At 68.9% G+C, this 23,566-nt stretch carries 23 protein-coding genes and 1 tRNA gene; 9 read left to right on the plus strand and 15 right to left on the minus strand.

The annotated features are described in order from the left end of the window. Positions 1-67: 67 nt before the first annotated feature. The 3 genes from NM1_RS17780 to NM1_RS17790 all read right to left on the minus strand — a co-directional run bounded on the left by NM1_RS17780 (position 68) and on the right by NM1_RS17790 (position 2,731). The gene (locus NM1_RS17780; RefSeq protein WP_068020876.1) at positions 68-1,048 is read right to left on the minus strand and encodes a ribose-phosphate diphosphokinase; all 981 of its coding nucleotides are present in this window, start codon (positions 1,046-1,048) and stop codon (positions 68-70) included. Further along, complete coding sequence (glmU, locus tag NM1_RS17785) at positions 1,045-2,535, minus strand: bifunctional UDP-N-acetylglucosamine diphosphorylase/glucosamine-1-phosphate N-acetyltransferase GlmU (RefSeq protein WP_068020878.1); 1,491 nt, start codon at positions 2,533-2,535, stop codon at positions 1,045-1,047. Before glmU ends, NM1_RS17780 begins: the two co-directional genes overlap by 4 nt. A gap of 125 nt (positions 2,536-2,660) precedes the next feature. After that, positions 2,661-2,731: transfer RNA gene (locus tag NM1_RS17790), tRNA-Gln, on the minus strand. Positions 2,732-2,958: 227 nt separating this feature from the next. Here NM1_RS17790 and NM1_RS17795 point away from each other — a divergent pair. From NM1_RS17795 to NM1_RS17810, 4 genes are all read left to right on the plus strand, one after another. Continuing rightward, the gene (locus NM1_RS17795; RefSeq protein ID WP_068020950.1) at positions 2,959-3,573 is read left to right on the plus strand and encodes a TetR/AcrR family transcriptional regulator; all 615 of its coding nucleotides are present in this window, start codon (positions 2,959-2,961) and stop codon (positions 3,571-3,573) included. A 246-nt stretch (positions 3,574-3,819) separates the two neighbouring features. Beyond that, complete coding sequence (locus NM1_RS17800) at positions 3,820-4,467, plus strand: TetR family transcriptional regulator (RefSeq protein WP_068020880.1); 648 nt, start codon at positions 3,820-3,822, stop codon at positions 4,465-4,467. 119 nt (positions 4,468-4,586) lie between these two features. Further along, positions 4,587-8,225: a transcription-repair coupling factor gene (gene mfd / locus NM1_RS17805; protein WP_068020882.1), complete on the plus strand. Its 3,639-nt coding sequence runs from the start codon at positions 4,587-4,589 to the stop codon at positions 8,223-8,225. After that, positions 8,222-8,935 carry a nucleoside triphosphate pyrophosphohydrolase gene (locus tag NM1_RS17810; protein WP_068020883.1) on the plus strand — a complete coding sequence of 238 codons (714 nt, stop codon included), beginning with the start codon at positions 8,222-8,224 and terminating at the stop codon, positions 8,933-8,935. The genes mfd and NM1_RS17810 overlap by 4 nt, the downstream gene beginning before the upstream one ends. A 15-nt stretch (positions 8,936-8,950) precedes the next feature. On the opposite strand, the gene NM1_RS17815 is transcribed toward NM1_RS17810, so the two are convergent. After that, positions 8,951-9,220: a type II toxin-antitoxin system RelE family toxin gene (locus NM1_RS17815; protein ID WP_068020885.1), complete on the minus strand. Its 270-nt coding sequence runs from the start codon at positions 9,218-9,220 to the stop codon at positions 8,951-8,953. After that, positions 9,217-9,471 carry a type II toxin-antitoxin system Phd/YefM family antitoxin gene (locus NM1_RS17820; RefSeq protein ID WP_068020887.1) on the minus strand — a complete coding sequence of 85 codons (255 nt, stop codon included), beginning with the start codon at positions 9,469-9,471 and terminating at the stop codon, positions 9,217-9,219. The genes NM1_RS17815 and NM1_RS17820 overlap by 4 nt, the downstream gene beginning before the upstream one ends. 102 nt (positions 9,472-9,573) lie before the next feature. Between NM1_RS17820 and NM1_RS17825 the strand changes: the two genes are divergently transcribed. Next, positions 9,574-10,248 carry a TetR/AcrR family transcriptional regulator gene (locus NM1_RS17825; RefSeq protein WP_068020889.1) on the plus strand — a complete coding sequence of 225 codons (675 nt, stop codon included), beginning with the start codon at positions 9,574-9,576 and terminating at the stop codon, positions 10,246-10,248. Between the two features lie 30 nt (positions 10,249-10,278). Beyond that, entirely contained in the window at positions 10,279-10,686 is a 408-nt protein-coding gene (locus tag NM1_RS17830) for an ester cyclase (RefSeq protein WP_068020891.1), read from the plus strand. 28 nt (positions 10,687-10,714) lie between these two features. Here NM1_RS17830 and NM1_RS17835 read toward each other — a convergent pair whose 3' ends face one another. Continuing rightward, on the minus strand, positions 10,715-11,605 hold the full coding sequence (locus NM1_RS17835; RefSeq protein WP_068020893.1) for an SDR family NAD(P)-dependent oxidoreductase: 891 nt from the start codon (positions 11,603-11,605) through the stop codon (positions 10,715-10,717). Positions 11,606-11,720: 115 nt separating this feature from the next. Here NM1_RS17835 and NM1_RS17840 point away from each other — a divergent pair, with 115 nt between their 5' ends. Together NM1_RS17840 and NM1_RS17845 are read left to right on the plus strand one after the other, a co-directional pair. Next, positions 11,721-12,383 carry a TetR/AcrR family transcriptional regulator gene (locus NM1_RS17840; protein ID WP_068020894.1) on the plus strand — a complete coding sequence of 221 codons (663 nt, stop codon included), beginning with the start codon at positions 11,721-11,723 and terminating at the stop codon, positions 12,381-12,383. Between the two features lie 121 nt (positions 12,384-12,504). Then, a complete protein-coding gene (locus NM1_RS17845) occupies positions 12,505-13,146 on the plus strand; it encodes a LysE family translocator (RefSeq protein WP_068020896.1) in 642 nt (213 codons plus the stop codon). 60 nt (positions 13,147-13,206) lie between these two features. On the opposite strand, the gene NM1_RS17850 is transcribed toward NM1_RS17845, so the two are convergent. The 3 genes from NM1_RS17850 to NM1_RS17860 form a co-directional block, all read right to left on the minus strand. Continuing rightward, positions 13,207-13,503 carry an MTH1187 family thiamine-binding protein gene (locus NM1_RS17850; protein WP_068020898.1) on the minus strand — a complete coding sequence of 99 codons (297 nt, stop codon included), beginning with the start codon at positions 13,501-13,503 and terminating at the stop codon, positions 13,207-13,209. A gap of 4 nt (positions 13,504-13,507) precedes the next feature. Further along, on the minus strand, positions 13,508-13,984 hold the full coding sequence (locus tag NM1_RS17855; RefSeq protein ID WP_068020900.1) for a pyridoxamine 5'-phosphate oxidase family protein: 477 nt from the start codon (positions 13,982-13,984) through the stop codon (positions 13,508-13,510). 132 nt (positions 13,985-14,116) lie between these two features. Further along, positions 14,117-14,572 (minus strand): flavodoxin domain-containing protein, encoded by a 456-nt coding sequence (locus tag NM1_RS17860; RefSeq protein ID WP_068020901.1) that lies wholly within the window; start codon positions 14,570-14,572, stop codon positions 14,117-14,119. A gap of 500 nt (positions 14,573-15,072) precedes the next feature. On the opposite strand from NM1_RS17860, the gene NM1_RS17865 reads away from it, so the two are divergent. Further along, positions 15,073-16,506 carry a stealth family protein gene (locus NM1_RS17865; protein WP_246011018.1) on the plus strand — a complete coding sequence of 478 codons (1,434 nt, stop codon included), beginning with the start codon at positions 15,073-15,075 and terminating at the stop codon, positions 16,504-16,506. Positions 16,507-16,533: 27 nt separating this feature from the next. Here NM1_RS17865 and NM1_RS17870 read toward each other — a convergent pair whose 3' ends face one another. The 6 genes from NM1_RS17870 to NM1_RS17895 form a co-directional block, all read right to left on the minus strand. Further along, positions 16,534-17,487, minus strand: a complete 954-nt coding sequence (locus tag NM1_RS17870; RefSeq protein WP_114699464.1) for a phosphodiesterase — start codon at positions 17,485-17,487, stop codon at positions 16,534-16,536. Between the two features lie 121 nt (positions 17,488-17,608). Next, positions 17,609-19,012 carry an MATE family efflux transporter gene (locus NM1_RS17875; protein WP_068020905.1) on the minus strand — a complete coding sequence of 468 codons (1,404 nt, stop codon included), beginning with the start codon at positions 19,010-19,012 and terminating at the stop codon, positions 17,609-17,611. A 118-nt stretch (positions 19,013-19,130) separates the two neighbouring features. Beyond that, positions 19,131-20,159: a PLP-dependent cysteine synthase family protein gene (locus NM1_RS17880; RefSeq protein WP_068020907.1), complete on the minus strand. Its 1,029-nt coding sequence runs from the start codon at positions 20,157-20,159 to the stop codon at positions 19,131-19,133. A gap of 51 nt (positions 20,160-20,210) precedes the next feature. After that, positions 20,211-21,710, minus strand: a complete 1,500-nt coding sequence (locus NM1_RS17885) for a type III PLP-dependent enzyme domain-containing protein (protein ID WP_084519740.1) — start codon at positions 21,708-21,710, stop codon at positions 20,211-20,213. Beyond that, on the minus strand, positions 21,701-22,690 hold the full coding sequence (locus NM1_RS17890; RefSeq protein WP_211339354.1) for an ornithine cyclodeaminase family protein: 990 nt from the start codon (positions 22,688-22,690) through the stop codon (positions 21,701-21,703). The genes NM1_RS17885 and NM1_RS17890 overlap by 10 nt, the downstream gene beginning before the upstream one ends. A gap of 28 nt (positions 22,691-22,718) precedes the next feature. Next, a partial coding sequence (locus NM1_RS17895) for a TauD/TfdA family dioxygenase (RefSeq protein WP_068020908.1) occupies positions 22,719-23,566 on the minus strand: 848 nt, incomplete at its 5' end.

Consider the following 23,566-nt stretch of genomic DNA (forward strand, 5'->3'; position numbering starts at 1 on the left):
CACGAGCAAACGGCAGCGCCCCGTCGGTCCCGAACTCAGGGACCAACGGGGCGCTGTCGGTGAAAATCTAGGCGGAGCCGTTGAACAGGCCGGTCACCGACCCGTTTTCGAAGACCTCGCGGATGGTGCGGGCCAGCAGCGGGGCGATCGTCAGCACCGTCAGCGAGGGGAACTTCTTGTCCTCGGTGATCGGCAGGGTGTTGGTGACGATCACTTCCCGGGCGCCGCACGCCGACAGCCGCTCGGCCGCCGGGTTGGACAGCACGCCGTGGGTGGCGGCGATGACGACGTCACCGGCGCCGGCCTCGCGCAGCACGCGCACGGCCTCGGCGATGGTGCCGCCGGTGTCGATCATGTCGTCGATCAGGATGCAGGTGCGGCCGTCCACGTCACCGACGGGGCGATGCGACTTGACCTGGTTGGGCACCAGCGGGTCGCGGGTCTTGTGGATGAACGCCACCGGGGCGCCGCCCAGCGAGTCGGCCCACTTCTCGGCGACCTTCACGCGGCCCGCGTCCGGCGAGACGACGGTGATGTTGTCGAGCGTGTAGTGCTGGCGCACGTACTCCGACAGCTGCACCAGCGCGTGCATGTGATCGACCGGGCCGTCGAAGAAGCCCTGGATCTGGTCGGTGTGCAGATCGACGGTGATGATCCGATCCGCGCCCGCGGTCTTGAGCAGGTCGGCGACCAGGCGGGCGGAGATGGGCTCGCGGCCGCGGTGCTTCTTGTCCTGCCGGGCATAGGGATAGAACGGCAGCACCGACGTGATGCGCTTGGCGGAGCCGCGCTTGAGCGCGTCGAGCATGATGAGATGCTCCATCAGCCATTCGTTCAGCGGGGCTGGGAAGCTCTGCAGCACAAAGGCGTCCGAGCCGCGCACCGATTCCTCGAACCGGACGAACGTCTCTCCGTTGGCAAAATCGCGGGCGGTTTGCGGGGTGATGGGAACGTCGAGTTCCTTCGCAACCTGCTCGGACAACTCGGGGTGGGCGCGCCCCGAGAACAGCATCAGGTTCTTGTGGTTATCGGTCGAGAACGCGGTCACTCTTTGTTGCCATCCTTTTGCTCGATTGCTTGACTCGCCGTGTCATTGGCCGCGTTTGCGTCCGCCGCCGCCTGCGCCGCAGCGGTCCCGGGTCGGTTCCGCTGCACCCAGCCCTCGATATTGCGCTGTGCCCCGCCCGACACCGCCAGTGCGCCCGGGGGGACGTTTCTACGCAGCACAGTACCTGCTCCGGTATAGGCTCCGTCACCGACCGTCACAGGTGCGACGAACATATTGTCGCTGCCCGTCTTCACGTGCGAGCCGATGACCGTATGGTGCTTGTTCACCCCGTCGTAATTGACGAAAACGCTCGACGCGCCGATGTTGCTGTGCTCACCGATGGTCGCGTCGCCGACGTAGGTCAGGTGCGGGACCTTCGTGTGCGCGCCGACGGTGGCGTTCTTGGTTTCGACGAAGGCTCCGAGCTTGCCGGACGTGCCGACGATGGTCCCCGGCCGCAGATAGGCGAAGGGGCCGATGTTCGCGCCCGGGCCGATGGTCGCGCCCTGGCCGTGCGTGCGCACCACGGCCGCCCCGTCGCCGACCACCACATCGGTGAGCGTGGAATCGGGGCCGATCTCGGCGTCCTCGCCGATAACCGTGTTCCCCAGCAGCTGCACTCCCGGGCGCAGTGTGGCGTCGCGGCCGATCCGCACCCCGGCGTCCACCCAGGTGGTGGCCGGATCGATGACGGTGACCCCGGCTCGCATGTGCCGTTCCAGGATGTAGCGATTGAAGATCCGGGCCGCGTCGGCCATCTGCACCCGGTCGTTGACCCCGGTCACCTTGGCGGAGTCGACCAGCCGCGCGCCGTGCACCGGGTTCCCGGCCTGGCGCGCCAGCTTCAGCACGTCGGTCAGGTACAGCTCGTGCTGGGCGTTGGCCGTGGTGAGGCGGCCGATCATGGTGCGCAGCACGGTCGCGTCGAATACATAGACGCCGGAATTGACCTCGGTGAGGGCCGCCTGCTCGGGCGTCGCGTCGGCGTGTTCGACGATCTCGAGCATGCGGCCGTCGGCGTCGCGGACGATGCGGCCGTAGCCGTTCGGGTCGTCGGGTTCGAAGGTCAGCACGGTCACCGCGGAGGGTTCCGGATAGCTGCGATGCTCGGCGAGCAGCGCGGACAGCGTGTCGCCGTCCAGCAGCGGGACATCGGCGGAGGTGACCAGCAGATCCCCGGCGAATCCCTCCGGCAGCGCTCCCAGCGCGCACTGCACCGCGTGCCCGGTGCCCAGCTGCTGCTCCTGCACCGCCGGCGTGATCTCGCGACCGAGTTCCGCCGCAACGGAATTCATCGCCGCGCCCACCTGCTCGCGATCGTGTCCGATCACGGTGATCAGGTAGGAGGGGTCGATCTCGTTCGCCGCATGCAACGCGTGTGCGAGCATGCTGCGTCCGGCCAGCGAATGCAGCACCTTCGGGGTCTTCGACCGCATTCGAGTTCCGGCACCGGCGGCGAGAACGACGACGGCGGTCTGCTGTGGCATGGATCTCCCTCGGCTGCCTGTCCTCGTGTGGGCTGTCCTCGGTCCTGTCGGACACTGGTCCTTTCGGACGCTGCCGACCGACCATAGTCGCCGGGTCGGCCTGTCTCGATCACCGCGCCCCCGAGCTCCGCCGCCAGGACTCGAACCTGGACTAACTGAACCAAAATCAGTGGTGCTGCCATTACACTACGGCGGATTATCGCACCGGCGGACCCCTCGGATCCATCGCTGCGCCACGGCACGCGGGAATGATCCTCGCATGCCGAGGCCGTTACGTCGAACCGCTCCACTCCGCCCGATGGCCGGGAACCGCCACCCGGAGTTGCGGCGGGCGAGACGTCTGGAAGAGTTATCGGTCGATCGGGACGGGATTCGCAGGGAGGCGGCGGGATGAGCGAGGCGAGTCGGGCACCGCGCCCCCGCATGACCGGAACCCAGCGCCGCCAGCAGCTGATCGAGATCGGCCGCGCGCTGTTCGCCGAGCGCGGCTACGACGCCACCTCCATCGAGGAGATCGCCCAGCGCGCCCAGGTCTCCAAACCCGTTGTGTACGAACACTTCGGGGGCAAGGAGGGCCTGTACGCCGTGGTCGTCGACCGGGAGATGTCGACGCTGCTGGACATGATCACCTCCTCGCTCACGCAGAACCGCTCCCGGGTGCGTCTGGAACAGGTGGCACTGGCGTTGCTGACCTACATGGAGGAGCGCACGGACGGCTTCCGCATCCTGATGCGCGACCAACCGGTCTCGGCCGCCGTGGGCACCTACTCGAGCCTGTTGAACGAGGCGGTCAATCAGGTGGCCCATATTCTCGGCGGTGATTTCGAACGGCGCGGCTTCGACACGAGCCTCGCCACGCTCTACGCGCAGGCGCTGGTCGGGATGGTGGCGACGGCCGCGACCTGGTGGCTGGACGAGCGGCAGCCCTCCAAGGAGGTGGTCGCCGCGCACCTGGTGAACCTGTGCTGGAACGGTCTCACCCACCTGGAGGCCGAACCGCAACTGGCCTCCGAATGGCCCAGCGGGACAGCGACCTAGGCGCGCGCCGCGGCCTCGGGCGGGCGACGCGGCCTCGGGCGGGCGACGCGCCGACTCGGGGGGAAGAACTGGACGGTTAACCCAAAATTTGCGAAGGAGGCTGGTCCGAATGCTCGATTCCACAGACTCGGGCCGGTCGGGTGGTACGGTTCACCCATCCTTCGAGTGCTGTTCGAGCTGTGTTGTCGGTCTACTTCGGGATGTCGGTCTACTTCAGGATGGCTGGTTTGATGACAGGCGGATCTGATGGCTAGGCAAGCGCGTGCGGAGATCACTCGCGATTCCGTTCTTGCGGGCGCGGCCGATGTCTTCCTGCGGCTCGGTTATGCGAATGCGAGCCTGAGCGAGATTATCGCGCAGTCCAATGTGACCAAGGGCGCCTTGTACTTTCACTTCGGCTCCAAGGAGGAGCTGGCGCGCGCCGTGGTGGATCAGGGCAACGAGCGGCTGGTGAGCGCCTGCCAGGGATTCTTCGATCCCCGGGTGCCCGCGCTCGAGGCGAGCATCGGCATCACCTACGTGGTCGCCGACCTCACCATGAACGATCCGATGGTGGGCGCCATGCTCAAGCTCACCCACCAGATCGGCGACTACCGCGGGGCGAGCGGCGAGAACATCGCCAAGACCTGGGGTGAGACGCACCGGTTGCTGGCCGAGCGGGCCATCGCGCAGGGCGACCTGAAGCCGGATCTGGAGCCCGACACCATCGGCCTGCTGCTGCAGGAGATGTCCTCCGGCGTGCACATCACCGCCGTCGGCACCGACTCCATCGATCAGATGGCCACCCGCATGGAACGCGTGTGGTACTTCCTGCTGCCGTCGATCGTCCCGGACGAGAAGGTGGCGTACTTCCGGGAGTTCGCGGCGCGCCGATTACGCCGCTACGTGCCGTGATTTGCTGAGCTTCTGGCCGCACTGCCAGCGGGAGTGACCGGGTCGGGAGGGTTGTCGGAGGGGATGGCTAGACTCGGTTGGCCGCCCTACTTCGCTGATCTGCGCCAGGAGTCTGCCTCATGCCCACCCATCGCCCACCTCTTGCGGGACTGGCCGCGGTGGCCGGTGCCGACGTCGCACTGTCGCAGGTCGAGGACCTGATCGGGCGGTCGCCCGTGCAGTTGGTGGCGCCGTCGGCGGTGCGGCCGTTCGTGGCCGCGACGATCGCCGGGCAGCGGCCGCTGGTGGTGGTGACGGCGACGGGGCGCGAGGCCGATGATCTGACCGTCGAGCTGAGCGAGATCCTCGGCGACGGCGTGGCGCTGTTCCCGTCGTGGGAGACGCTGCCGCACGAGCGGCTGTCGCCGAGCGCGGATACGGTCGGCCGCCGGTTGCAGGTGCTGCGCAGGCTGGCGCATCCGGAAGATCCGGTGCAGCCGGAGCCGCTGCGCGTGGTGGTGACCACGGTGCGCTCGCTGATGCAGCCGATGGCGGCCGGGCTCGGCGATATCGAGCCGATCGCGCTGCAGGTCGGCTCGGACCCCGGCCAAATGCGTGCCGGGGAAAGCTTTGAGGACATCATTACGCGCCTGGTGGAATTCGCCTACGAGCGGGTCGACATGGTCGGCAAGCGCGGCGAATTCGCCGTGCGCGGCGGCATTCTCGACCTCTTCCCGCCGACCGCCGACCACCCGGTGCGCGTGGAGTTCTGGGGCGACGAGGTCACCGAGCTGCGCCCGTTCTCGGTGGCCGACCAGCGGTCGCTGCCCGAGGTCGAGGTGGATGTCGTTGTGGCGCAACCGTGCCGGGAGCTGCTGCTGACCGACGACCTGCGGTTGCGGGCCTCCGAGGTGGCCGCGGAGAACCCGGCCGACGCGGCGCTGGTCGAGATGCTGGAGAAGCTCTCCCAGGGCATTCCGGTCGAGGGCATGGAGGCGCTGCTGCCGGTGCTGCGGCCGGAGGGCCTGCAGCTGCTCACCGAGGTGCTGCCGCCGCAAACCCATGTGCTGCTGTGTGATCCGGAGAAGGTCCGCACCCGCGCCGCCGACCTGGTCCGCACCGGGCAGGAGTTCCTGGAGGCGTCGTGGACCGCGGCCTCGTTCGGCGGCGCGGCGCCGCTGGGAGCGCACGGCCTGGACCTGGCGGCCTCGTCCTACCGAGGGCTGGACGTGATCCACGCGAGCGCGGACGCCCGCGACCTGCCGTGGTGGACACTGAGCCCGCTGGCCGCCGACGATCCCGCCGAGGTGGTGCTGCCGGTGCTCGCCGCGCCCGCCGCCCGCGGCTCGGAGGAGCTGGTGGCGACGGTATTCGCCTCGCTGCGCGCCCACGTGTCCACCGGCGGCCGCGCCGTGATCGTCGTCGCCGGACACGGTACGGCGCAGCGCATCCAGGAGCGTCTCGCCGACGCCGAGGTGCCCGCGGCCGCGCTGGATCCGGGCGCCGAGCCGGTGCCCGGGCTGGTCGGGGTGCTGTGCGGATCGCTGCACGACGGCATCGTGTTCGACGACGCCAAGCTCGTCGTCGTCGCCGAATCCGACCTCACCGGCAACCGGGTCACCGCACCCGCCGAGGGCAAGAAGCTGCCCGCGCGCCGCCGCAACCAGGTGGACCCGCTGGCGCTGTCCGCGGGCGATCTGGTGGTGCACGATCAGCACGGCATCGGCCGGTTCGTGGAGATGATCGAGCGCACCGTCGGCGGGGCGCGCCGCGAGTACCTGGTGATCGAGTACGCGCCCGGTAAGCGCGGGCAGCCGGGGGACCGGCTGTACGTGCCGATGGACTCGCTGGATCAACTGTCGCGGTACGTGGGCGGCGAGATGCCCGGCCTCTCGAAGCTGGGCGGCTCCGACTGGGCGAATACGAAACGCAAGGCGCGCAAAGCGGTTCGGGAGATCGCCACCGAGCTGGTGCAGCTGTACGCGGCCCGGCAGGCCGCCCCCGGCCACGCCTTCGGCCCCGACACGCCGTGGCAGCAGGAGATGGAGGACGCGTTCGCCTTCACCGAGACCGTCGACCAGCTGACCGCCATCGCCGAGGTGAAGTCCGATATGGAGAAGGCGGTCCCGATGGACCGCGTCATCTGCGGCGACGTCGGCTACGGCAAGACCGAGATCGCGGTGCGGGCGGCGTTCAAGGCGGTGCAGGACGGTAAGCAGGTCGCGGTCCTGGTGCCGACGACGCTGCTGGCGCAGCAGCATCTGCAGACCTTCCTCGAACGGGTCGGCGGATTCCCGGTGACGGTGAAGGGCCTGTCGCGCTTCACCGATCCGGGCGAATCGCGAGAGGTGCTGGAGGGCATGGCCTCCGGCGACGTCGACATCGTCGTCGGCACGCACCGCCTGCTGCAGACCGGGATCCGGTGGAAGGAGCTCGGCCTGGTCATCATCGACGAGGAGCAGCGGTTCGGCGTCGAGCACAAGGAGCACATCAAGGCGCTGCGCACCCACGTCGACGTGCTGACCATGTCGGCCACCCCGATTCCGCGCACCCTGGAGATGAGCCTGGCGGGCATCCGCGAGATGTCGACCATCCTCACCCCGCCCGAGGAGCGCCATCCGGTGCTCACCTACGTCGGCTCCTACAACGACAAGCAGGTCGCCGCCGCGATCCGCCGCGAGCTGCTGCGCGACGGCCAGGTGTTCTACGTGCACAATCGGGTGTCGTCGATCGACAAGGCCGCCAGGCACATTCGTGAGCTGGTGCCCGAGGCCCGGGTGGTGGTCGCGCACGGCCAGATGAACGAGGACCGGCTGGAGAAGACGGTGCAGGGCTTCTGGGAGCGCGAATACGACGTGCTGGTGTGTACCACCATCATCGAGACGGGGCTGGACATCTCCAACGCCAACACGCTGATCGTGGAGCGCGCCGACGCGCTGGGCCTGTCGCAACTGCACCAGCTGCGCGGGCGGGTGGGCCGCAGTCGCGAGCGCGGATACTCCTACTTCCTGTACCCGCCGGAGAAGCCGCTCACCGAAACCGCCTACGACCGCCTGGCGACCATCTCCCAGAACTCCGATCTGGGCGCCGGTATGGCGGTGGCGATGAAGGACCTCGAGATCCGCGGCGCGGGCAACGTGCTCGGTGCCGAACAGTCCGGACATGTGGCCGGGGTCGGTTTCGACCTCTACGTCCGGCTGGTCGGGGAGGCCGTGGAGGCGTACCGCGCCGCCGCCGACGGCCGGCCGATCACCACCGACGAGGAGATCAAGGAGGTGCGCATCGACCTGCCGGTGGACGCGCACATCCCGCCGGACTACATCGCCAGCGACCGGCTGCGCCTGGAGGCGTACCGGAAACTCGCCGCCGCCCAGGACGATTCGGGCCTGGCCGGGGTGGTCGAGGAGCTGGTCGACCGCTACGGACCGCTGCCGGTGGAGGTCGGCCGTTTGGTGTCGGTGGCCAAGCTCCGGCTGCTGTGCCGCGAGTACGGCATCGCCGAGGTGGGTGTCACCGGCACCACGCTGAAGATCTCGCCGATCCAGCTGCCCGATTCGAAACAGTTGCGGCTCAAGCGCCTGTACCCCAATGCCACCTACCGGCCCACCACCTCGATCGTGCAGCTGCCGCTGCCGCGGGTGGAGGACAGCGTCGGCGCGGCGCGGGTGCGGGATGTGCAGGTGCTGCAGTTCGTCGCCGATCTGCTGCTGGCGCTGGACGGAAAGCCCCAGGGCACAGTCGATCTGCGCGTCGCCACCGAGGTGATGGCGGCGCGATGAGTGCGGGTAACGGCGCCGATCCCGCCGCCGCGGATTCGGCGCGACTGGCGCACGGCCTCGCCGAGGCGGTCGAGGTGATGGACCGGCTGTGGAGTTTCGGCGGCTGGGAGGTCACCCAGACCCACGACTCGCTGCGGCCGTACCTGCTGGAGGAGACCTACGAGCTGCTCGACGCCATCCAGCACGGCGATGTGGAGACCATCCGGGAGGAGCTGGGCGACCTGCTGCTGCAGGTCTTGTTCCACTCCCGGATCGCCGAGGCCGCAGGCGAATTCACCGTCGACGACGTGGCCGCCGCGCTGGTGGCGAAGCTGACCCACCGCAGCCCCCATCTGCTCGATGGCGGAATCGACCCCGGCGCGAGTGTCGAGGAGAAGATCGCCGCCCAGGAAAGTGCCTGGGAGGAACGGAAAACCAGCGAGAAGGCCCGCCGCTCCTGCCTCGACGGCATCGCCATGGCCCAACCGGCCCTGGCCCTGGCGGAAAAGATCCGCACCCGCAGCCTGAAGGCGGGCCTGCCCGAAAACCTGATCCCCGACGAACTCCGGGTGGTGCACCTGGGCGGCGACGACAGCGCCGAAGAGCGCCTACGCAAGGCAACCCTGGCCTTCGCCGCCCAGATCCGCGCCGCCGAGGACGCGGCCGAATCCGCCCGCGGCGAGCGCACACCCCTCACCGCCGCCGACTGGAACACGCACTGGCCGAACTGAATCCGCCGAAAACAGTTACAAGCCGCGGTAGATGTCCCGGCGCCGGCCCACCGCAACCACCAGAATCACCAGTCGGCCGTTATCGATGCGATAGACAACTCGAAAACGGCCCACCCGCAATCGGTACAGCCCGTCGTCGCCGGAAAGCTTCTTCACGTCCAGATCCGGCGCGTACGGGTCGTCGCCGAGCGCGGTGATCGCGAGCAGGATGCGGCGTGCATCGGTCAGGTCTATCGTGCGGAGTTCGCGCCGTGCGGCGGGGTCGAATTCGAAGGTGTACTTCACTTCCGATCCCCGAAGAGATCAGCGATCACTTCGGCCATGGACACGGTCGGTTCATTCTCTGCCAGCCTTTGCCGCGCGGTGCGGGCGAGCATTTCGTCTTCGGCGGCATCGAACGCTTCCACCATCTCCAACGGTACGAGGGCGGCGGCGGGCTTCCCATCACGAAGGATGATCACCTCATCGCCGTCCTGAGCGTCGTTGATGTAGCGGGCGAGGTTGGCCCGCAGTTCGCGGATGCTGATCTCGGCCATGACAAAAGTGTACACGTGCCGTGTACACATGCTGGGTTGTTCGTGGGATCGCCATGTGGGTGTTGGGGGATTGTGTGGTTGTGAGCTGCCAGACTGCTGGTTGTGAGTGAGGGTGGCACGAGGGGAAGGCGCGCGGCCGGGGCGGTGCGGCGGGGGCGGCCTGCGCGGCTGTCGCGGGAGCGGATTGTCGAGACGGCGTTGGAGATCGTTGGCCGGGAGGGGGATCGGGCGCTGACGATGCGGCGGGTTGCCGATGCGTTGGAGGCCGCGCCGATGAGCCTGTACCGGCACGTCGGGAGCAAGGACGAACTGCTGATTCTGTTGCTGGATCGGGTCGTCGGCGAGTTGCCGCGGCCCGACTTGCCCGAAGATCCGCGGGAGCGGCTGGTGGCGTTGCTGACGTGGCAGCACGATCAGCTGGCGGCGCGACCCTGGATCGTGGACGTGCTGGCCCGCGGCGACCTGATGGCGCCGTCGATCGTCTGGTTGCTCGAGGCGATCTACGACGCATGGCAGGCATCGGGCCTCACGCTGGACCAGGCCGCGACGGCCAACCGGATCGTCTGGGCATTCACGCTCGGTGATCTTCGGCAGCGCGCCGCGACCGTGCACCCGCCCGGCCGGGAGCAGTATCAGGTCAGCGTTCCGGCCGGTGCCGACCCGGGCGAGCATCCGACGCTGGCCGCTTTGCGCGAGTACTGGACCGCTCCGGATCGGCGCGATCATTTCGCCGCGGATCTCGCGCTTCTGGTGCATGCGCTGACCGGGACCGCTTGACTATTGCGTACATGTACGCAAAATGGCGGTATGGATATCGATACGCTTTATCACCGCTGGTTGTTCGGGGTGTGGTACCGCGACTACACCGATGTGGAGGAGATCTTCACGCCCGGCTTCGTGGGCCACTGGCCGTCACTGGATGTGCACGGCCCGAAGGGGGTCGTCGAGCAGATCGAGCAGTCCTACGGGTACTTCGACGATATCGAGAACACCCTGGATGTCGGGCCGGTGATCGGCGGCGACATGGTCGCCGCCCGCTGGACCTTCCACGGGTCCTACCGGGAGGGTATTCCCGGTGCGACCGTGCCGTCCGGTACCCGGATCGCCTTCAGCGGCCAGGACATCTTCCGCATCGAGAACGGGCGGCTCGCCGAGTACTGGGTCGTCTCCGACGGCCTGGGCATGATGCAGGCACTGGGCGCTCTCGGCGGGTAGCACGGGCCCCGCAGGAGCGGAACTTTCGTCATGAGAGGTAACCCTCGGGCATCGGAGCGGCCTCCTCGGCGGCGCGGCTGACCGATTCCCATGCCGCGTACTCGGCCCGATGCTGCTCGGCGACCGTGGCGGCCAGGTCGTAGGTGAAGCTGCCGAGTGCGAGCCGGGCCGGTGGGTTGTCGCTGTCGACGATCGTCATCAGGGCACGGGCGGCCAGCTCGGGGAGGCTGTCGATCGATCCCTCGGCGTACTGCTTCTCGAGCTCGGCGCGCAGCGGGGCATAGGCGTCCAGCGGTTCCGTTGCGGTCAGGCCGGTGGTGTACAGGCCGGTCCAGTAGCCGCCGGGCTGGACGACGGTGACCTTGACGCCGAATGCGGCGGCCTCGCCCGCCAGGGCCTCGCTCATACCCTCCAGGGCCCGCTTGCTGGCGCCGTACATGCCGGTCAGCGGCGCTCCGGCGAGCGCGCCGACGCTGGAGATCTGCACGATGTGCCCGGACCCTCCGGCCCGCAGATGCGGCAGCACCGCTTGGCTCACCCACAGCGGCCCGAAGAAGTTGGTCTCCAGTTGGGCGCGGGCCTGCTCCTCGGTGAACTCCTCGATCATGCCCATCGCCAGATATCCGGCGTTGTTCACCACGACGTCGAGCCCGCCGAAACGGTCGACCGTCGTCGCGACCGCAGTGTGCACGGCGGCACGATCGGTGACATCCAGGGGCAGGGTCAGCAGCCGGTCGGGATGGTCGGCGGCGAGCGATGCGAGCGGCTCGACATTGCGGGCGGCCGCCGCCACCCGATCGCCGGCGGCGAGCGCGGCCTCGGTGAACGCCCGGCCGAGGCCGCGGCTGGCGCCCGTGATGAACCAGACGCGCGAACCCGCGGCGGGACGAGGGCTGGTGGTCGATGCAGGGGTGGTCACGTGGCGCCTCCAATTTCTCTACGAGACGATCCGTCTCGTCTTGTGTTGAAGACGGTACTGAAGGATGGAGATTTTCGCAAGACGAATCGTCTCGTCTCGCGCTATTCTGGTTGTTATGACGAAGTCGCAGCAGGCCCAGGCTCCCGACGGTGCGGCGCGCGCGAAGTCTCCGGTGGCGGCGCGCCGCAATCAGGTCACCCGCCGCGCCATCCTCGACGCGGCGTGGGACCTGACCCTCGAGGTCGGATATCCCCGGGTGTCCATCGACGCGATCGCGGCACGCGCCGGCGCGGGTAAGCAGACGATCTACCGGTGGTGGCCCTCGAAGGGGGCGGTCCTGCTCGACGCGCTGCTGAGCCTGAGCGAGACCGCGGCCGAGGGCGACCACGCCGACGCCGACGGCACCATCGACCTCCCCGACACCGGCGATCTGGCCGCCGACCTCCGGACGGTGCTGCGCGCCACGGTCGCCGAACTGAACGACCCCCGCCTCAGCGATCCCATGCGGGCCCTCACCGCCGAGATGCTTCGCGATCCCGACCTGGCCGCCGCCTTCCGCGAGCGCCTGGACATCCCGCTACGGGAGGCCAAGCTCCGTCGGCTGCGCTCGGCGCAGAACATCGGCCAGCTGCGGCCCGATGCGGACCTGGAGGTCGCGATCGACCTGATCTGGGGCCCACTGCAACACCGGTGGCTGTTCGGCACGGCCCCGCTCACCGAGCAGTACGCCGACGCGGTGGTGGCCACGGCGCTCGCGGGGGTAGGCGGTCCGCCCTGACGATCGGTCCGGAGAGCGAGGTGCGGGAGTGACCGCGGGGTGCGAGAAGGGTTGATGCGCACTCGGGTTCGCGGGGTTAAATTCGGTGGTCGGCCGTGCGGCGGCGTGTCAGGATCGGGGGATGCCGCACTGGGTTTCCGTCTTGCCGCAGTTCCTGATCGCATGCCTGGTGCTGGCCGCACTGCCCGGCCCGGCCACCGCGTTGTTTCTGCAGCGGTCGGTGCGCGATGGGCGCGCGGCGGGGCTGGCGGCGGTGGCGGGCAACGAGATCGGGGTCTTCGGCTGGACGCTCGCCGGTGGTGCGGGGCTGTCGGCGCTGCTCATCGCGAATCAGGTGATGAACACCGCCGTGCACATCGTCGGCGCGCTGGTACTGATCTGGCTCGGGGTGCAGGCGTGGCGGGGTGCGCGGCGCGACGACGGTTTCGGCGCGGCCATGACGAAGGTGCTGCCGTCCGGGCGTACTCCGGTGGCGGCATTCAAGGCGTCGCTGATCTCGATCGCCGCCAACCCCAAGGCGGCGGTGTTCGGCCTGACGATCCTGCCGCAGTTCCTGCCGGACTCCGGCCCGGTCCTGCCGACCGTGCTGATCCTGGCGGTCATCCAGCTGGTGATCGACTCCGCTTGGTGCGTCGGCGTCGTGCTCGCCGCCGATCGGGCGGGAAACTGGCTGCGCCGCAGTGGAATTCGCCAGCGAGTCGAACGCGCACTGGCGGCCGTGCTGATCGCGCTCGGATTCGGTCTGGCCGCGGATGCCCGCTGAGCGGTCACACGTCGCCCGGGCCGACGCCGCACGGCACGGTCCCCATCGAGACCCGGCGGCTCACCCCTCGGCGAGGTAGCGCTCCACGCTCTCCACCTTCGAGCTGAGACCGTCGGTCACCCCCGGCCGGATGTCCGCCTTGATCACCAGGCTGCAGCGCGGAGAGACGGCCATGACGGCATCGGTGGCCCGCTTGATCACGGCCATCACCTCGTCCCATTCGCCCTCGATCGAGGTGAACATGGCGGTCGTCTCGTTGGGCAGGCCGCTGGCGCGCACAACGCGCACGGCCTCGGCGACGGCGCGCCCGACATCCTCACCGGTGCCGAGCGGGGCGACCGAAAAAGCAGCGATCATGGGATCAATTCTGGTTCTCGGCCATCGCGCGCAGCGTCGCGACACGCGATTCGAGGTACTTCAGTTCGGACTCGTCGAGCACCTGGCGCTGAATTCCGGCGGCGACCTCGAACGCGGACTGGCGATGGTCGTCGATCACCTCGACATCGATGGCGACGGCCACGTAGTCGTCGGCTTCGGGCAGCGGATCGGCCACCACCCGCGCGATCCCGCGGGCGCACAGCGCCACATTGCCGCCGCCGAGGATCAGCAGCGCGACATCCGGTCGCTTGCGCAGCCGGGCCAGCGATCCGCGATCGGATTTGAGGCTCAGCAGGATTCGGCGGTCACCGGCGCGCACCGGCCACGACACCGGAATGGCGTGCGGTAGGGGATCGCTCGTCACCAGCACCGCGATCGTGTCGAGTGGCCATTCGGGCAGAGCATCCAGTTCGGGATGCTCCGTCGAGGGCTCTTGACGTTCCCGGGCTCCGGCTACCATGTTGTGTCACCTCACGGTCGGCTCGCGCGGCGGGCTGGACCACGCGTTGATTGCAGTGTAAACCGTTGTGCCGCTTGCTCGCTGGGGTGTATACCGGCCGCGATGACGAAGGTTAGCCTCTCCACGCCTGGCTCAGGCGCTGGTCAGGGTGCCGATCGGCAATGTGCGGGCCCATTCGACCGCCTGGTCCCGGGGTCGGATCGGGGTGGAGGCGTCGTACCGGGCGTGCTCGCCGACCTGGGTGGCGCCGAGGCCCGCGAACTTCTCGGCGCAGATCTCCCCGCCGCGGTTGAAGGTGTCGTCGTAGACGCTGTCGCCGAGGCCGAATACCGCGAACCGCAGGCCGGTGAGATCGGGCAGGCGGTCGTCGAGCTGGGCGAAGAACGGCTCGGCGCCGGTGGGCAGGTCGCCCGAGCCGTAGGTGGAACAGACGACGATGTGGAAGTCCCGGATATCCAGATCGTCGGCATCGAAGTCGGACATGTCGTAGATCGCGACATCGTGGCTCGCCGCCAGCACATCCGCGACGGCCTCGGCCGTTCGCTCCGCGGTCCCCATCTCCGTCCCGAACAGGATCACCACCCGCACGCTGTCTCCTCACATAGTCTCCACCTGAACAATTGGTGAGCCTATCCTAACTTGTACACTGGCTGGGGCGCCTCGAGCGGGACGTTCTCGGCGATTCGGCACGTACGCGGTTACGGATGTGAAAATTGCGCGGGACCTGCGCCCTCGGTATTTGACGAACGAGCCCGACGGCCTCATCATTCGTTACAGCTCCCCGAACTCTCGGGGCCACGCACGTAACCGGCCGATGATCGCCCGGTGAAGCGAGTCGCTCACCGATTCCCGGTGCAGACGAACGCAGCAACATTCATGTGACGCCTCCGCGCGTCCGAACACGAGTGAGGTGAGAGCACATGGGATTCCGGTACCGACTGTGGGCGGCATTCCCGAACAGTCTCGCCTCGCGCGGCTTCTTGTAACGCGCGCCCAGCATCCTTCAAGCCCTCCGCCGTCAGGCGGAGGGCATCAAGACGTGTACGCGGAGTACGAGGCAGGAGATGGTGATGGCGGAATTCGATGCGATGGGGACGACCGGGCGGGCCGGAGGCGCCGCGGTGGCGAATATGGCGGTGTCGACGGCGGTGGTCGACGATCTGCGGTACCTGCGGGGCGAACTGATGGCCCTGGAGGTGTCGTTCCTCCTGGTGCGGGACTCCGATCATCGACTGGTGCTGGCGGTCGACTCCGCCTGCCGCGGCGTGCTGCGCCGGGTGCTGGGGGCGGCGATGGTGGCCGGTTTCCGCTGCAACGAGGTGCGGCACAACGTATTCCGGCTCGGCCGTGATCTGGATCCGGCACACCACGTCGACCTCGAGCTGTGGGAGTACCACGGCGACACCGTGGAATGCCCGCGGCCGAACGCCTTGACCCGCAACGTCTTCGATCTCGCCGATATCGAACCGGCGCGGGTGCTGCTGTTCGACACCAGCTGGCCGACGCTGGACGGCATGTTCGCGCCGCACTCCACCGATGTCGGATTCGATATCGACATCGTGTACTCCTGGGTCGACGGCTCCGATCCCGAATTCCGCGCTCGCCGTGCGGGAATGATGGCGCAGGTGATCGTCGGCGAGGGCGACGACGCCGACGCCCGCATCCGTCAGATCGACGAGCTGAGGTATGCGCTGCGCTCGGTGCACAAGAACGCGCCGTGGATCCGGCGCATTTTCATCGCCACCGATTCGCGGGTGCCCGACTGGCTCGCCGACGATCCGAAGGTGACGATCGTGCGCGCGGTGGATCACTTCCCCGATGCCAGTGGGCTGCCGGTCTTCAACTCCCACGCGGTGGAATGCCAGCTGCAGCACATCGAGGGCCTGTCGGAGCATTTCCTGTACTCCAACGACGACATGTTCTTCGCGCGCCCGGTGCGGCCGTCGATGTTCTTCACCCCGGCCGGGATCAGCCGGTTCATCGAGGCGGATACGCGCATCGGTCCGGGCCCGAATACCGAGCGGCGCAGCGGATTCGAGAATGCCGCGCGGGTGAACCGGCAGCTGCTGGCGCACCGGTTCGGCCCGGTCATCACCCGGCATCTGGAACATACGCCGGTCCCGTTGCGGCGCAGCGTATTACTGGAGATGGAGCGCGAATTCGGCGCCGAGTTCACCCGCACCCGGCGCAGCCGATTTCGGGCGGCGACCGATATCTCGGTCACCAACTCGCTCTACCACTACTACGCGCTGCTGACGGGCCGCGCGGTGCCGCAGGAGACGGCGCGGGTGCGCTACGTCGACACCACCAGCCACACCGGTCTCGCCCTGCTGGACGGCCTGGCACAGCGCCGTCAGGTGGACTTCTTCTGCCTCAACGACGGCAGCTTCCCGGAGATCGGGGAGGCCGAGCGGGTGCGCACGGTCTCGGAATTCCTGCAGGGGTATTTCCCGGATCCCGCGCCGTGGGAACGCATCACCGACGAGGATCCGCTGGCCGCCCTGGAGCCGGGCGCGGCGTAGCAACCGAGGCCCCACTCCGTCGGCGGATCAGTAGACCGATTCGTCGTCGGATTCCGGGGCGGCTGCCCGTCGCTGCATGACCTGGGGAATGCGGGAGGCGGGCGGGATGACTATGCCCGCCTCGTCCAATCGCTCGGCGGCCTCCTCGGGGGTCGCCGGTTGGCCGACGGTCGGGCCGCGGTCGATCGGGACCACCGAATGCACCACCGTGTCCGGATAGACGTGCACGTAGTTGAAGCTCTGTGCGCCGTCGCGCCCGCGCTGGCCGCCCTCGGCGACGGCCAGATCCTGGCTGTAGCAGGCCGAGGTGGCCACGGACACCGGGATTCCGGCGAATGTCGCGGTGGTCGAATAGTGCAGGTGACCGGCCAGGATGCTGCGCACGTCGGTGCCGTCGAGGACGTCGGCCAGGCGGCGCTGATCGCGTAGCTCCACCGTCACCGCGAGATCCTGGATGCACGGCACCGGCGGATGATGCATGGTCAGGATCGTCCCGAACGGCGCCGGCTCGGCCAATACCGAACGCAGCCAATCCAGTTGCGCCTCGGTCAGCTCGCCGTGGTGGTGCCCGGGCACGGTCGTGTCGAGCACCACGATCCGCAATCCGTCGAACATGTGCACCCGGTCGAACGGTTCGGCGGAGCCGTCCTCGTCGAGCAGATGTTCGCGCAGCACGGCCCGATCGTCGTGGTTGCCGGTGACCCACACGATCGGCGCGCCCACCCGGTCGGCGAACGGCTCGACCAGCTTGCGCAGCTTGCCGTAGGCCAGCGGTTCGCCGTGATCGGTGAGGTCGCCGGTGAATACGATCGCGGTCGGCGCGATGCTGCTCGCCTCCGCCTGCGCGAGCAGCTGCCGCAGGCGATGCTCGGCGTCGACCGCGCCGTAGAGCCCGTCGTCACCGGCGATCAGGTGCGTGTCGCTGAAATGAAAGAGAACGTGGTCCGGCCGCGGGTACTCCGCGACTCTGCTGATGGGCACCGGATTCCTCCCGGCGGTAGCGCTTCGGCTTCGAATTTCCCGGTCGAGAATAGCGAAGCCGTTTCTCTCAAAGTGCCCACGCACGATGACGGCATGCTTACGCGGAGATGAGAGTTCGGTGTCAGCTGGAGGTACCGAAGCTACCGGCCAGCACCCGCGGCTCGGCCCGCTCGCGCACGTCCAGCAGGGCGAAGTAGCGCCGCAGCATCAGCACCGCGGTTGCGGCCAGGCCCGCCGTCAGCCCCCACCACACGCCCGCGGCACCCAGCCCGGCGGGGTAGGCGAGCAGCAGCGCTGTGGGCAATCCCACAGCCCAGTAGCCGACGAGCGACAGCCGGAAGCCCGCGCGGGTGTCCTTGAGACCGCGCAGCAGCCCGTTGCCGATGTTCTGTGCCGCGTCGAAGAACTGCAGCACGATCGCGATCAGCAGCAGGGTGTGCGCGATCTCGACGGTATCGCCGTCGCGGCTGGTGAGGAACGGCCGCAGCACCGCGTCCGGCGCCGCGACGTACAGCACGCCGACCACGGCCGCGACCACCGCGGCCTGCTTCAGCGCCAGCCAGGCCAGCCCGTGCGCCCGATGGTGCTCGTCGCGGGCCACGGCCTTGCTGACCAGGATGGACACGCCGTGCGAGAGCCCGATCGCGACCTGGAACACGATGTACACCAGCTGATAGACGATGTTGTGCGCGGCCAGGGCGGCCGGGCCGATGGTGCCCATCACCAGCGCGAGCACGGAGAACATCCCGGCCTCGGAACCGTAGGTGAGCGCGATCGGGGTGCCCAGCCGCAGTTCGGCGGCGATGGTGCGCCACTGCACCGGCCACATCCGGACCGGCAGTGTCGCCCCGAGCCGGGCGTCGCGGCGCACCATCGCCCAGAACACGCCGAAGGTGATCAGGAAGACCAGTGAGGTGGCGATGCCGATGCCGGTCAGGCCCATCGCCGGAAGGCCCGCCCAGCCGTGCATGAAGGTCAGCGCGAGAACGAGGTTCAGCCCCACCGAGCCGAGCGTCACCAGCAGCATGGCCTGCGGTTGCTGCATGCCGACGGTGTACTGGCGGATCACCTGGAACCACAGGCACGGCAGCAGTCCGGGCGCCAGCGCCACCATCATCGGCCGCGCGGCGTCGAGCACCGCGACATCCTGCCCGAGCCACTGCAGCGCCCAGCCCAGGACGACGAGAACCAGCCCGCCGGCCAGGCCCGCGGCCGTGGCGATCAGGAAGCTGGACCGGACCACCTCGCGGATCTCGCCGTCGGCGTTCTGGTTGCGCTTCTCGGCGCGGCCCGCCACCGTGGCGACCTGGTTGCCGGTGGCGGTGATCAGGCCGACGCACATGGTGCGAATCTGGTTGAACAGCGTGATCGCGAGGCCGCCCGCGGCGACCTGGGTGATGCCGAGCGAACCCATCAGCGCGATATTCGTGGTCGACACCGCGACCTGCGCCAGCTGCGTCAGCGCGATCGGCGTGGCCAGCGTGGTGAGGCTGCGCCAGTCGGAAGGGGTCGATGCGCGAGTCACGTCGGCACTCCCTCCTGGCGAATGATCGCCTTCTTACTTAGGTTCACCTTACTTCTCTTGATCAGGTATACCTTACTTCCCCGTCCGGGGAAGTTCCGTGCAGCCGCGCCCGTCCGCATCACCGCACGCCCACCAGATCTCGTCGCGCGGGGGAGTAGCGGTCGAGCAGCTCCAGCATGTCCTTCTCGGTGGATTCGTCCAGCAGGTCGCGGTCGTTCATCCAGTCCTCGTCGAAGACGGTGTCCAAATACTTTTCGCCGCCGTCGCACACGATCGTTACGACGGTGGAGCCCGGCGGGAACTGTTCGAGCCGGGTCAGCCCGGCGTGCACCGAGCCGCCCGCCGAGCCACCGATCAGCAAACCCAACTTCTTCGCCACCGCGCGGGCCGCGGCGAATGCTTCCACATCCGACACCTTGACGCCCTCGTCGAGCAGCGAATAGTCCACGGCCGTGCCGACGGTGGCGCCGGGCGGCGTGCCGGTCCCGGACTGCCAGTACGGCCCGCCCGGACCGCCGAAGGCGATCGAGCCGACCGGTTCCACGCCGATCACCTGCGGGCGGCAGCCCAGTTCGCGCAGCCGCCGGGCGGTGCCGAACAGCGAGCCGCCGGTGCCCACCGCCGACAGCAGGATGTCGACCCGGCCCAGGTCGGACAGCAGTTCCTCGGCGACGGCGTAATAGCCGAGCGCGTTCGCGTCGTTGTTGTGCTGCTCGGTGAAATAGGCGTCGGGGCGGGCAGCGGCCATCGCCTCGGCCAGGTCCTCCCGCGCCGAGGTGGCCAGACTGTCGTCGCCGTCGTCGGCGACGAATACGAGTTCGGCTCCCATGGCTTGCATCGCGCGCAGCTTGTCCTTGCAGGCGTGGTGGTCGACGACCGCAGTGAAGCGGTACCCGCGTTCCGCCGCCACTACCGCCAGTCCCAGTCCGGTGTTGCCGGATGTCGACTCGATGATATGCCCGCCATCGCTCAGCAAACCGCGACGCTCCGCATCGAGCACCATTTCCCGGGCCATGCGGATCTTGGCGGCGCCGGTCGGGTTGAACTGCTCGAGCTTGAGCAGCAGCCGCGTGCCGGTATCGGTGGTCGCGAGCTCGAACAGCGGGGTGTTGCCGATCAGGTCGGTCACGCGCGTGACGAGCGCCATGCAGGTCTCCTCGGACTGGGATGAAATGTGTGCGGGTGTGGTGTGGGTCGGCTATCCGGCGTCGAGCGTCCAGCGCAACCGGCCGCCGGGTGCCTCGTGCAGCACCACCTTCGGCGGGATCGGCAACTCGTGGAACGCCGACTCGTTGGAATCCATCTGATAACCGGCGGTATTCGGGTAGACGAGAAGGTCGCCGGATGCGGCGGGCCGTGGCAGCGGGATGCGCCGCCAGCTGAGCATGTCGGATTCGAGGCAGGTGGCCGCGCCGACGCTCGCGGGGGTGACGGCGCCGGGGCGGGTGGGCCACAGCACCGGATCGGGCAGGTATTCGCTGTCGAACCACTGCTCGGACAGGCTCAGGCTGGTGCCGTCGACGGTGAGCAGTTGATACGGGTGTCCGTGTGCGGTGCGGGTTTTCGCGCCCTGCACGCGGAAGACGGTGGATCCGGCGCGGTCCAGCAGCGCGCGCCCCGGCTCGATGGCCAGGCGGATCGCGTTGTCGCGCAGGTGTTTCGCCAGGTCTCGGTGGTCGAGTACGGCGGCCAGCGCGGCCGGACCGGCGACCGCGCTGTGGTACGGGTAGTAGGAGTCGAAGCTCTTGCCGGAGTGGAATCGCCGGGAGGTCACGGTTTCGGTGAAATCGGCCCAGTGCTCCCCGGATACGTAGTCGACCGCGAAGCCACCGCCGATCGAGATGGTGGTCGCCGGATGGCCCAGGGCGCGCGCCTCGCGGCAGCGGTCGACCAGTGTGGCCGCCAGCTCGGCCCGGGGGACCGGATCGTAGCCGGAGAGGTGGAAGCTGAACCCCTCGATGCGCACCGGCCCGAGATCGGTACGGGTCAGGGCGATGTCGAGTTCGTCGCGAGTCATGCCGAACCGGCTGGCGGATCCTTCGGGGAGCACCCGGAGCAGCGCTCGGACCGGAATATCCAGGGCGACAAGGCGATCCAGCTCCGCGTGCTCGTCGACGGCGATCGTGGCGCCGTGCCGCGCCGCCAGCCACAGCAGTTCGCCGGACTTCGCCGGGCCGGTAACCATCAGGTCCTCGCCCCGAATACCGTGCGCCAGAGCCGAACTCAGCTCACCGATACTCGCGACATCCACCCCGGCCCCGTGCTCCGCGCAGGCGCGCACCACGCACGCGGCCTTGTTCGCCTTCTTGCCGTAGTAGATCGCGCCGTCGACCCCGGCGCTCTCGAACACCCGCCGGAACTCGTCGACATTGCGCCCGACCCGTGCCGGGTACATGACATGGAACGGCCCGCTGACGGCAAACGCGATGTCCGCCAACAGGTCCGGATGGGCCAGCAGCCGACGCTCCCACTCGTCGCTGTGCGCCGGAAGTGCGGCGGCTGTAATGGCACCGGACTCGGCCGCATCCGCCGATCGGGTACTGCCTTCCGGTGTGGCGCCGCTGGGCCGCCAGCCCCTGTCCTGCTGTGCGCCGTCCGTCAGACCGTGGTGATGTGCGTCCTCCGCCTCCCCGGTCTCGTCTGCCGCCTTGTGCCGCCCGGCCGTATTCGACTGCGCCGCACCGGTGCTCAGTCCCATATTGGCACCTCCGTGCCCCTCCCGCCGGCGATGGCGCGTTCGGCGAGTGCGTGGGCGACCGCGATATCGGTGAGGACCAGGCCGCTGTTGTAGACGAAGACGCGCTGGTCGTCTCGCGTGCGACCGGCGGTGCGTCGGCCCAGGATCTGCGGCAGCTCGGCGTCGACCGCGCGCAGTTTGCCGTCCGGACCGGCCATATCGGTGCCGGTGAGCGACATCTGCTCGGCGTTGGTCGCGACCACCCGGTCGGCGTCGGTCAGCGTCGACGGGGCCAGGCCGTAGCCGACCAGGACCGCCACGGCGCCCGGCGCGAGGTCGTCGGACTCGATGGCGACCTTGGTGCCGGGGCCCGCGGTCGCCAGCACCACGTCGGCCTCGCGCGCGGCCGCGTACGGATCCGACACCGTCTCGAGCTCGGTGTGCGGGTGGTGGACGGCCAACTGCTCGTGCACCGCCTTCAGGCCGTCGGGGTGGGTGCCGTACAGCATCAGCCGGTTCAGTTGCGGATTGGCGGCGAGCAGGTGCGGCAGCGCATTCCGGCCCTGCGTGCCGGTGCCGATCAGCAGCACGCTGCGCGCGTCGGCGCGGATCGTCTCCCGCACCAGCAGCGCCGAGACCGCCGGGGTGCGCAGCGCGCCGACGCGGGCGCAGTCCATCATCGCGATGGGCAGGCCGGTGGCGTCGTCGTACAGGGTGATCGTCGTGTAGTAGCGCTTGGTGCTGCGGTCGTGGCTGGGATCGAACTTGTAGGACGTCTTCATCGCCACCACCCGGCGGCGGCCGTCGCGGCCGAGCATGGCGTAGGCCACCGACCAGCCGTCGGGATGGGCGACGCTGAGTTTGCGCGGATTATCCGAATCACCCGATGCCAGAGCCAGATACGCCTCCTCGACAGCGCGCACCACGTCTACCGGTGTGATCGGAACGTCGGCGAGATCGCTGCGGCTGAGTACGCGCAGCGGTATCGGTCGGGTAGTCACTGGCTTCCTCGGTTCATCGGGGGTGGGTTCATCCTGGGGATACTTCCGGTGTCTCAGCGTATTTCGTGCCGAACGGCGTGACCGTCGCCTGCCCGTAACCGCTCTCCCCGGCCTCGGCCGCGGCGCGGCGGCGGGGCAGGCGGATGTTGACCCGCTTGAGCCAGCGGTCGGTCCCGTCGTACCGCGGGGTGAACGGTACCCGCCCGTGCACCACGACGTCGTTGTCCACCAGCAGCAGCTCGCCCGGCGCCAGCACGGGGGTGCGGCACACCCGCTCCAGCTCGGCGCCGAGATGGGCGTAGGCGCTGCGGAATTCGGCGTCGGCGTCGTCGAGCGGGGTGTAGGCGGGGTCGTAGCGCAGCGTCGGGCGGCCCTCGTCGTCGCCGACGGTGGCCACCGGGGCGGCCGGGTACTGGTGGAAGTCGGTGCCGTAGGACACATCCGGCAGAATCGGCAGCCTCGGCTCGCTCAACCGGCGGCGCTGGTCGTCGTCCAGCCGGACCTCCCGCACGGACGACACCGTGGTGCCCACCCGGTCCGGATTGCGCAGGCAGCCCAGCATGAGCAGGTGCGCGCGGCGGGGATGGAAGGCGTCCTCGGTGTGCGGGGTGAGCAGGGTGGTGCTGGACGCGCCGGACTGCTCGTGCTCGTGGCCGGGGGAGGGGACGATGTTGTTGACCAGGCGTCCGTCCTGCTGCCCCTGCCAGCCGAACGGCTCACCGGCGCAGCGGGCCAGCAGCAGCATGGTGATGTCCAGCTGCAGCGAGGCGTGCCTGCGGTCCGGCTCGCCGCTCCAGGCGGCGGCCTGCCGCCAATCGCGCGGGGTCGGGCCCAGCTCGTCGTCGCGCAGCGGCAGGCGCGCGACGACCGCGGCGC

Source organism: Nocardia mexicana NBRC 108244 (assembly GCF_001613165.1).
Taxonomy (GTDB): Bacteria; Actinomycetota; Actinomycetes; order Mycobacteriales; family Mycobacteriaceae; genus Nocardia; species Nocardia mexicana.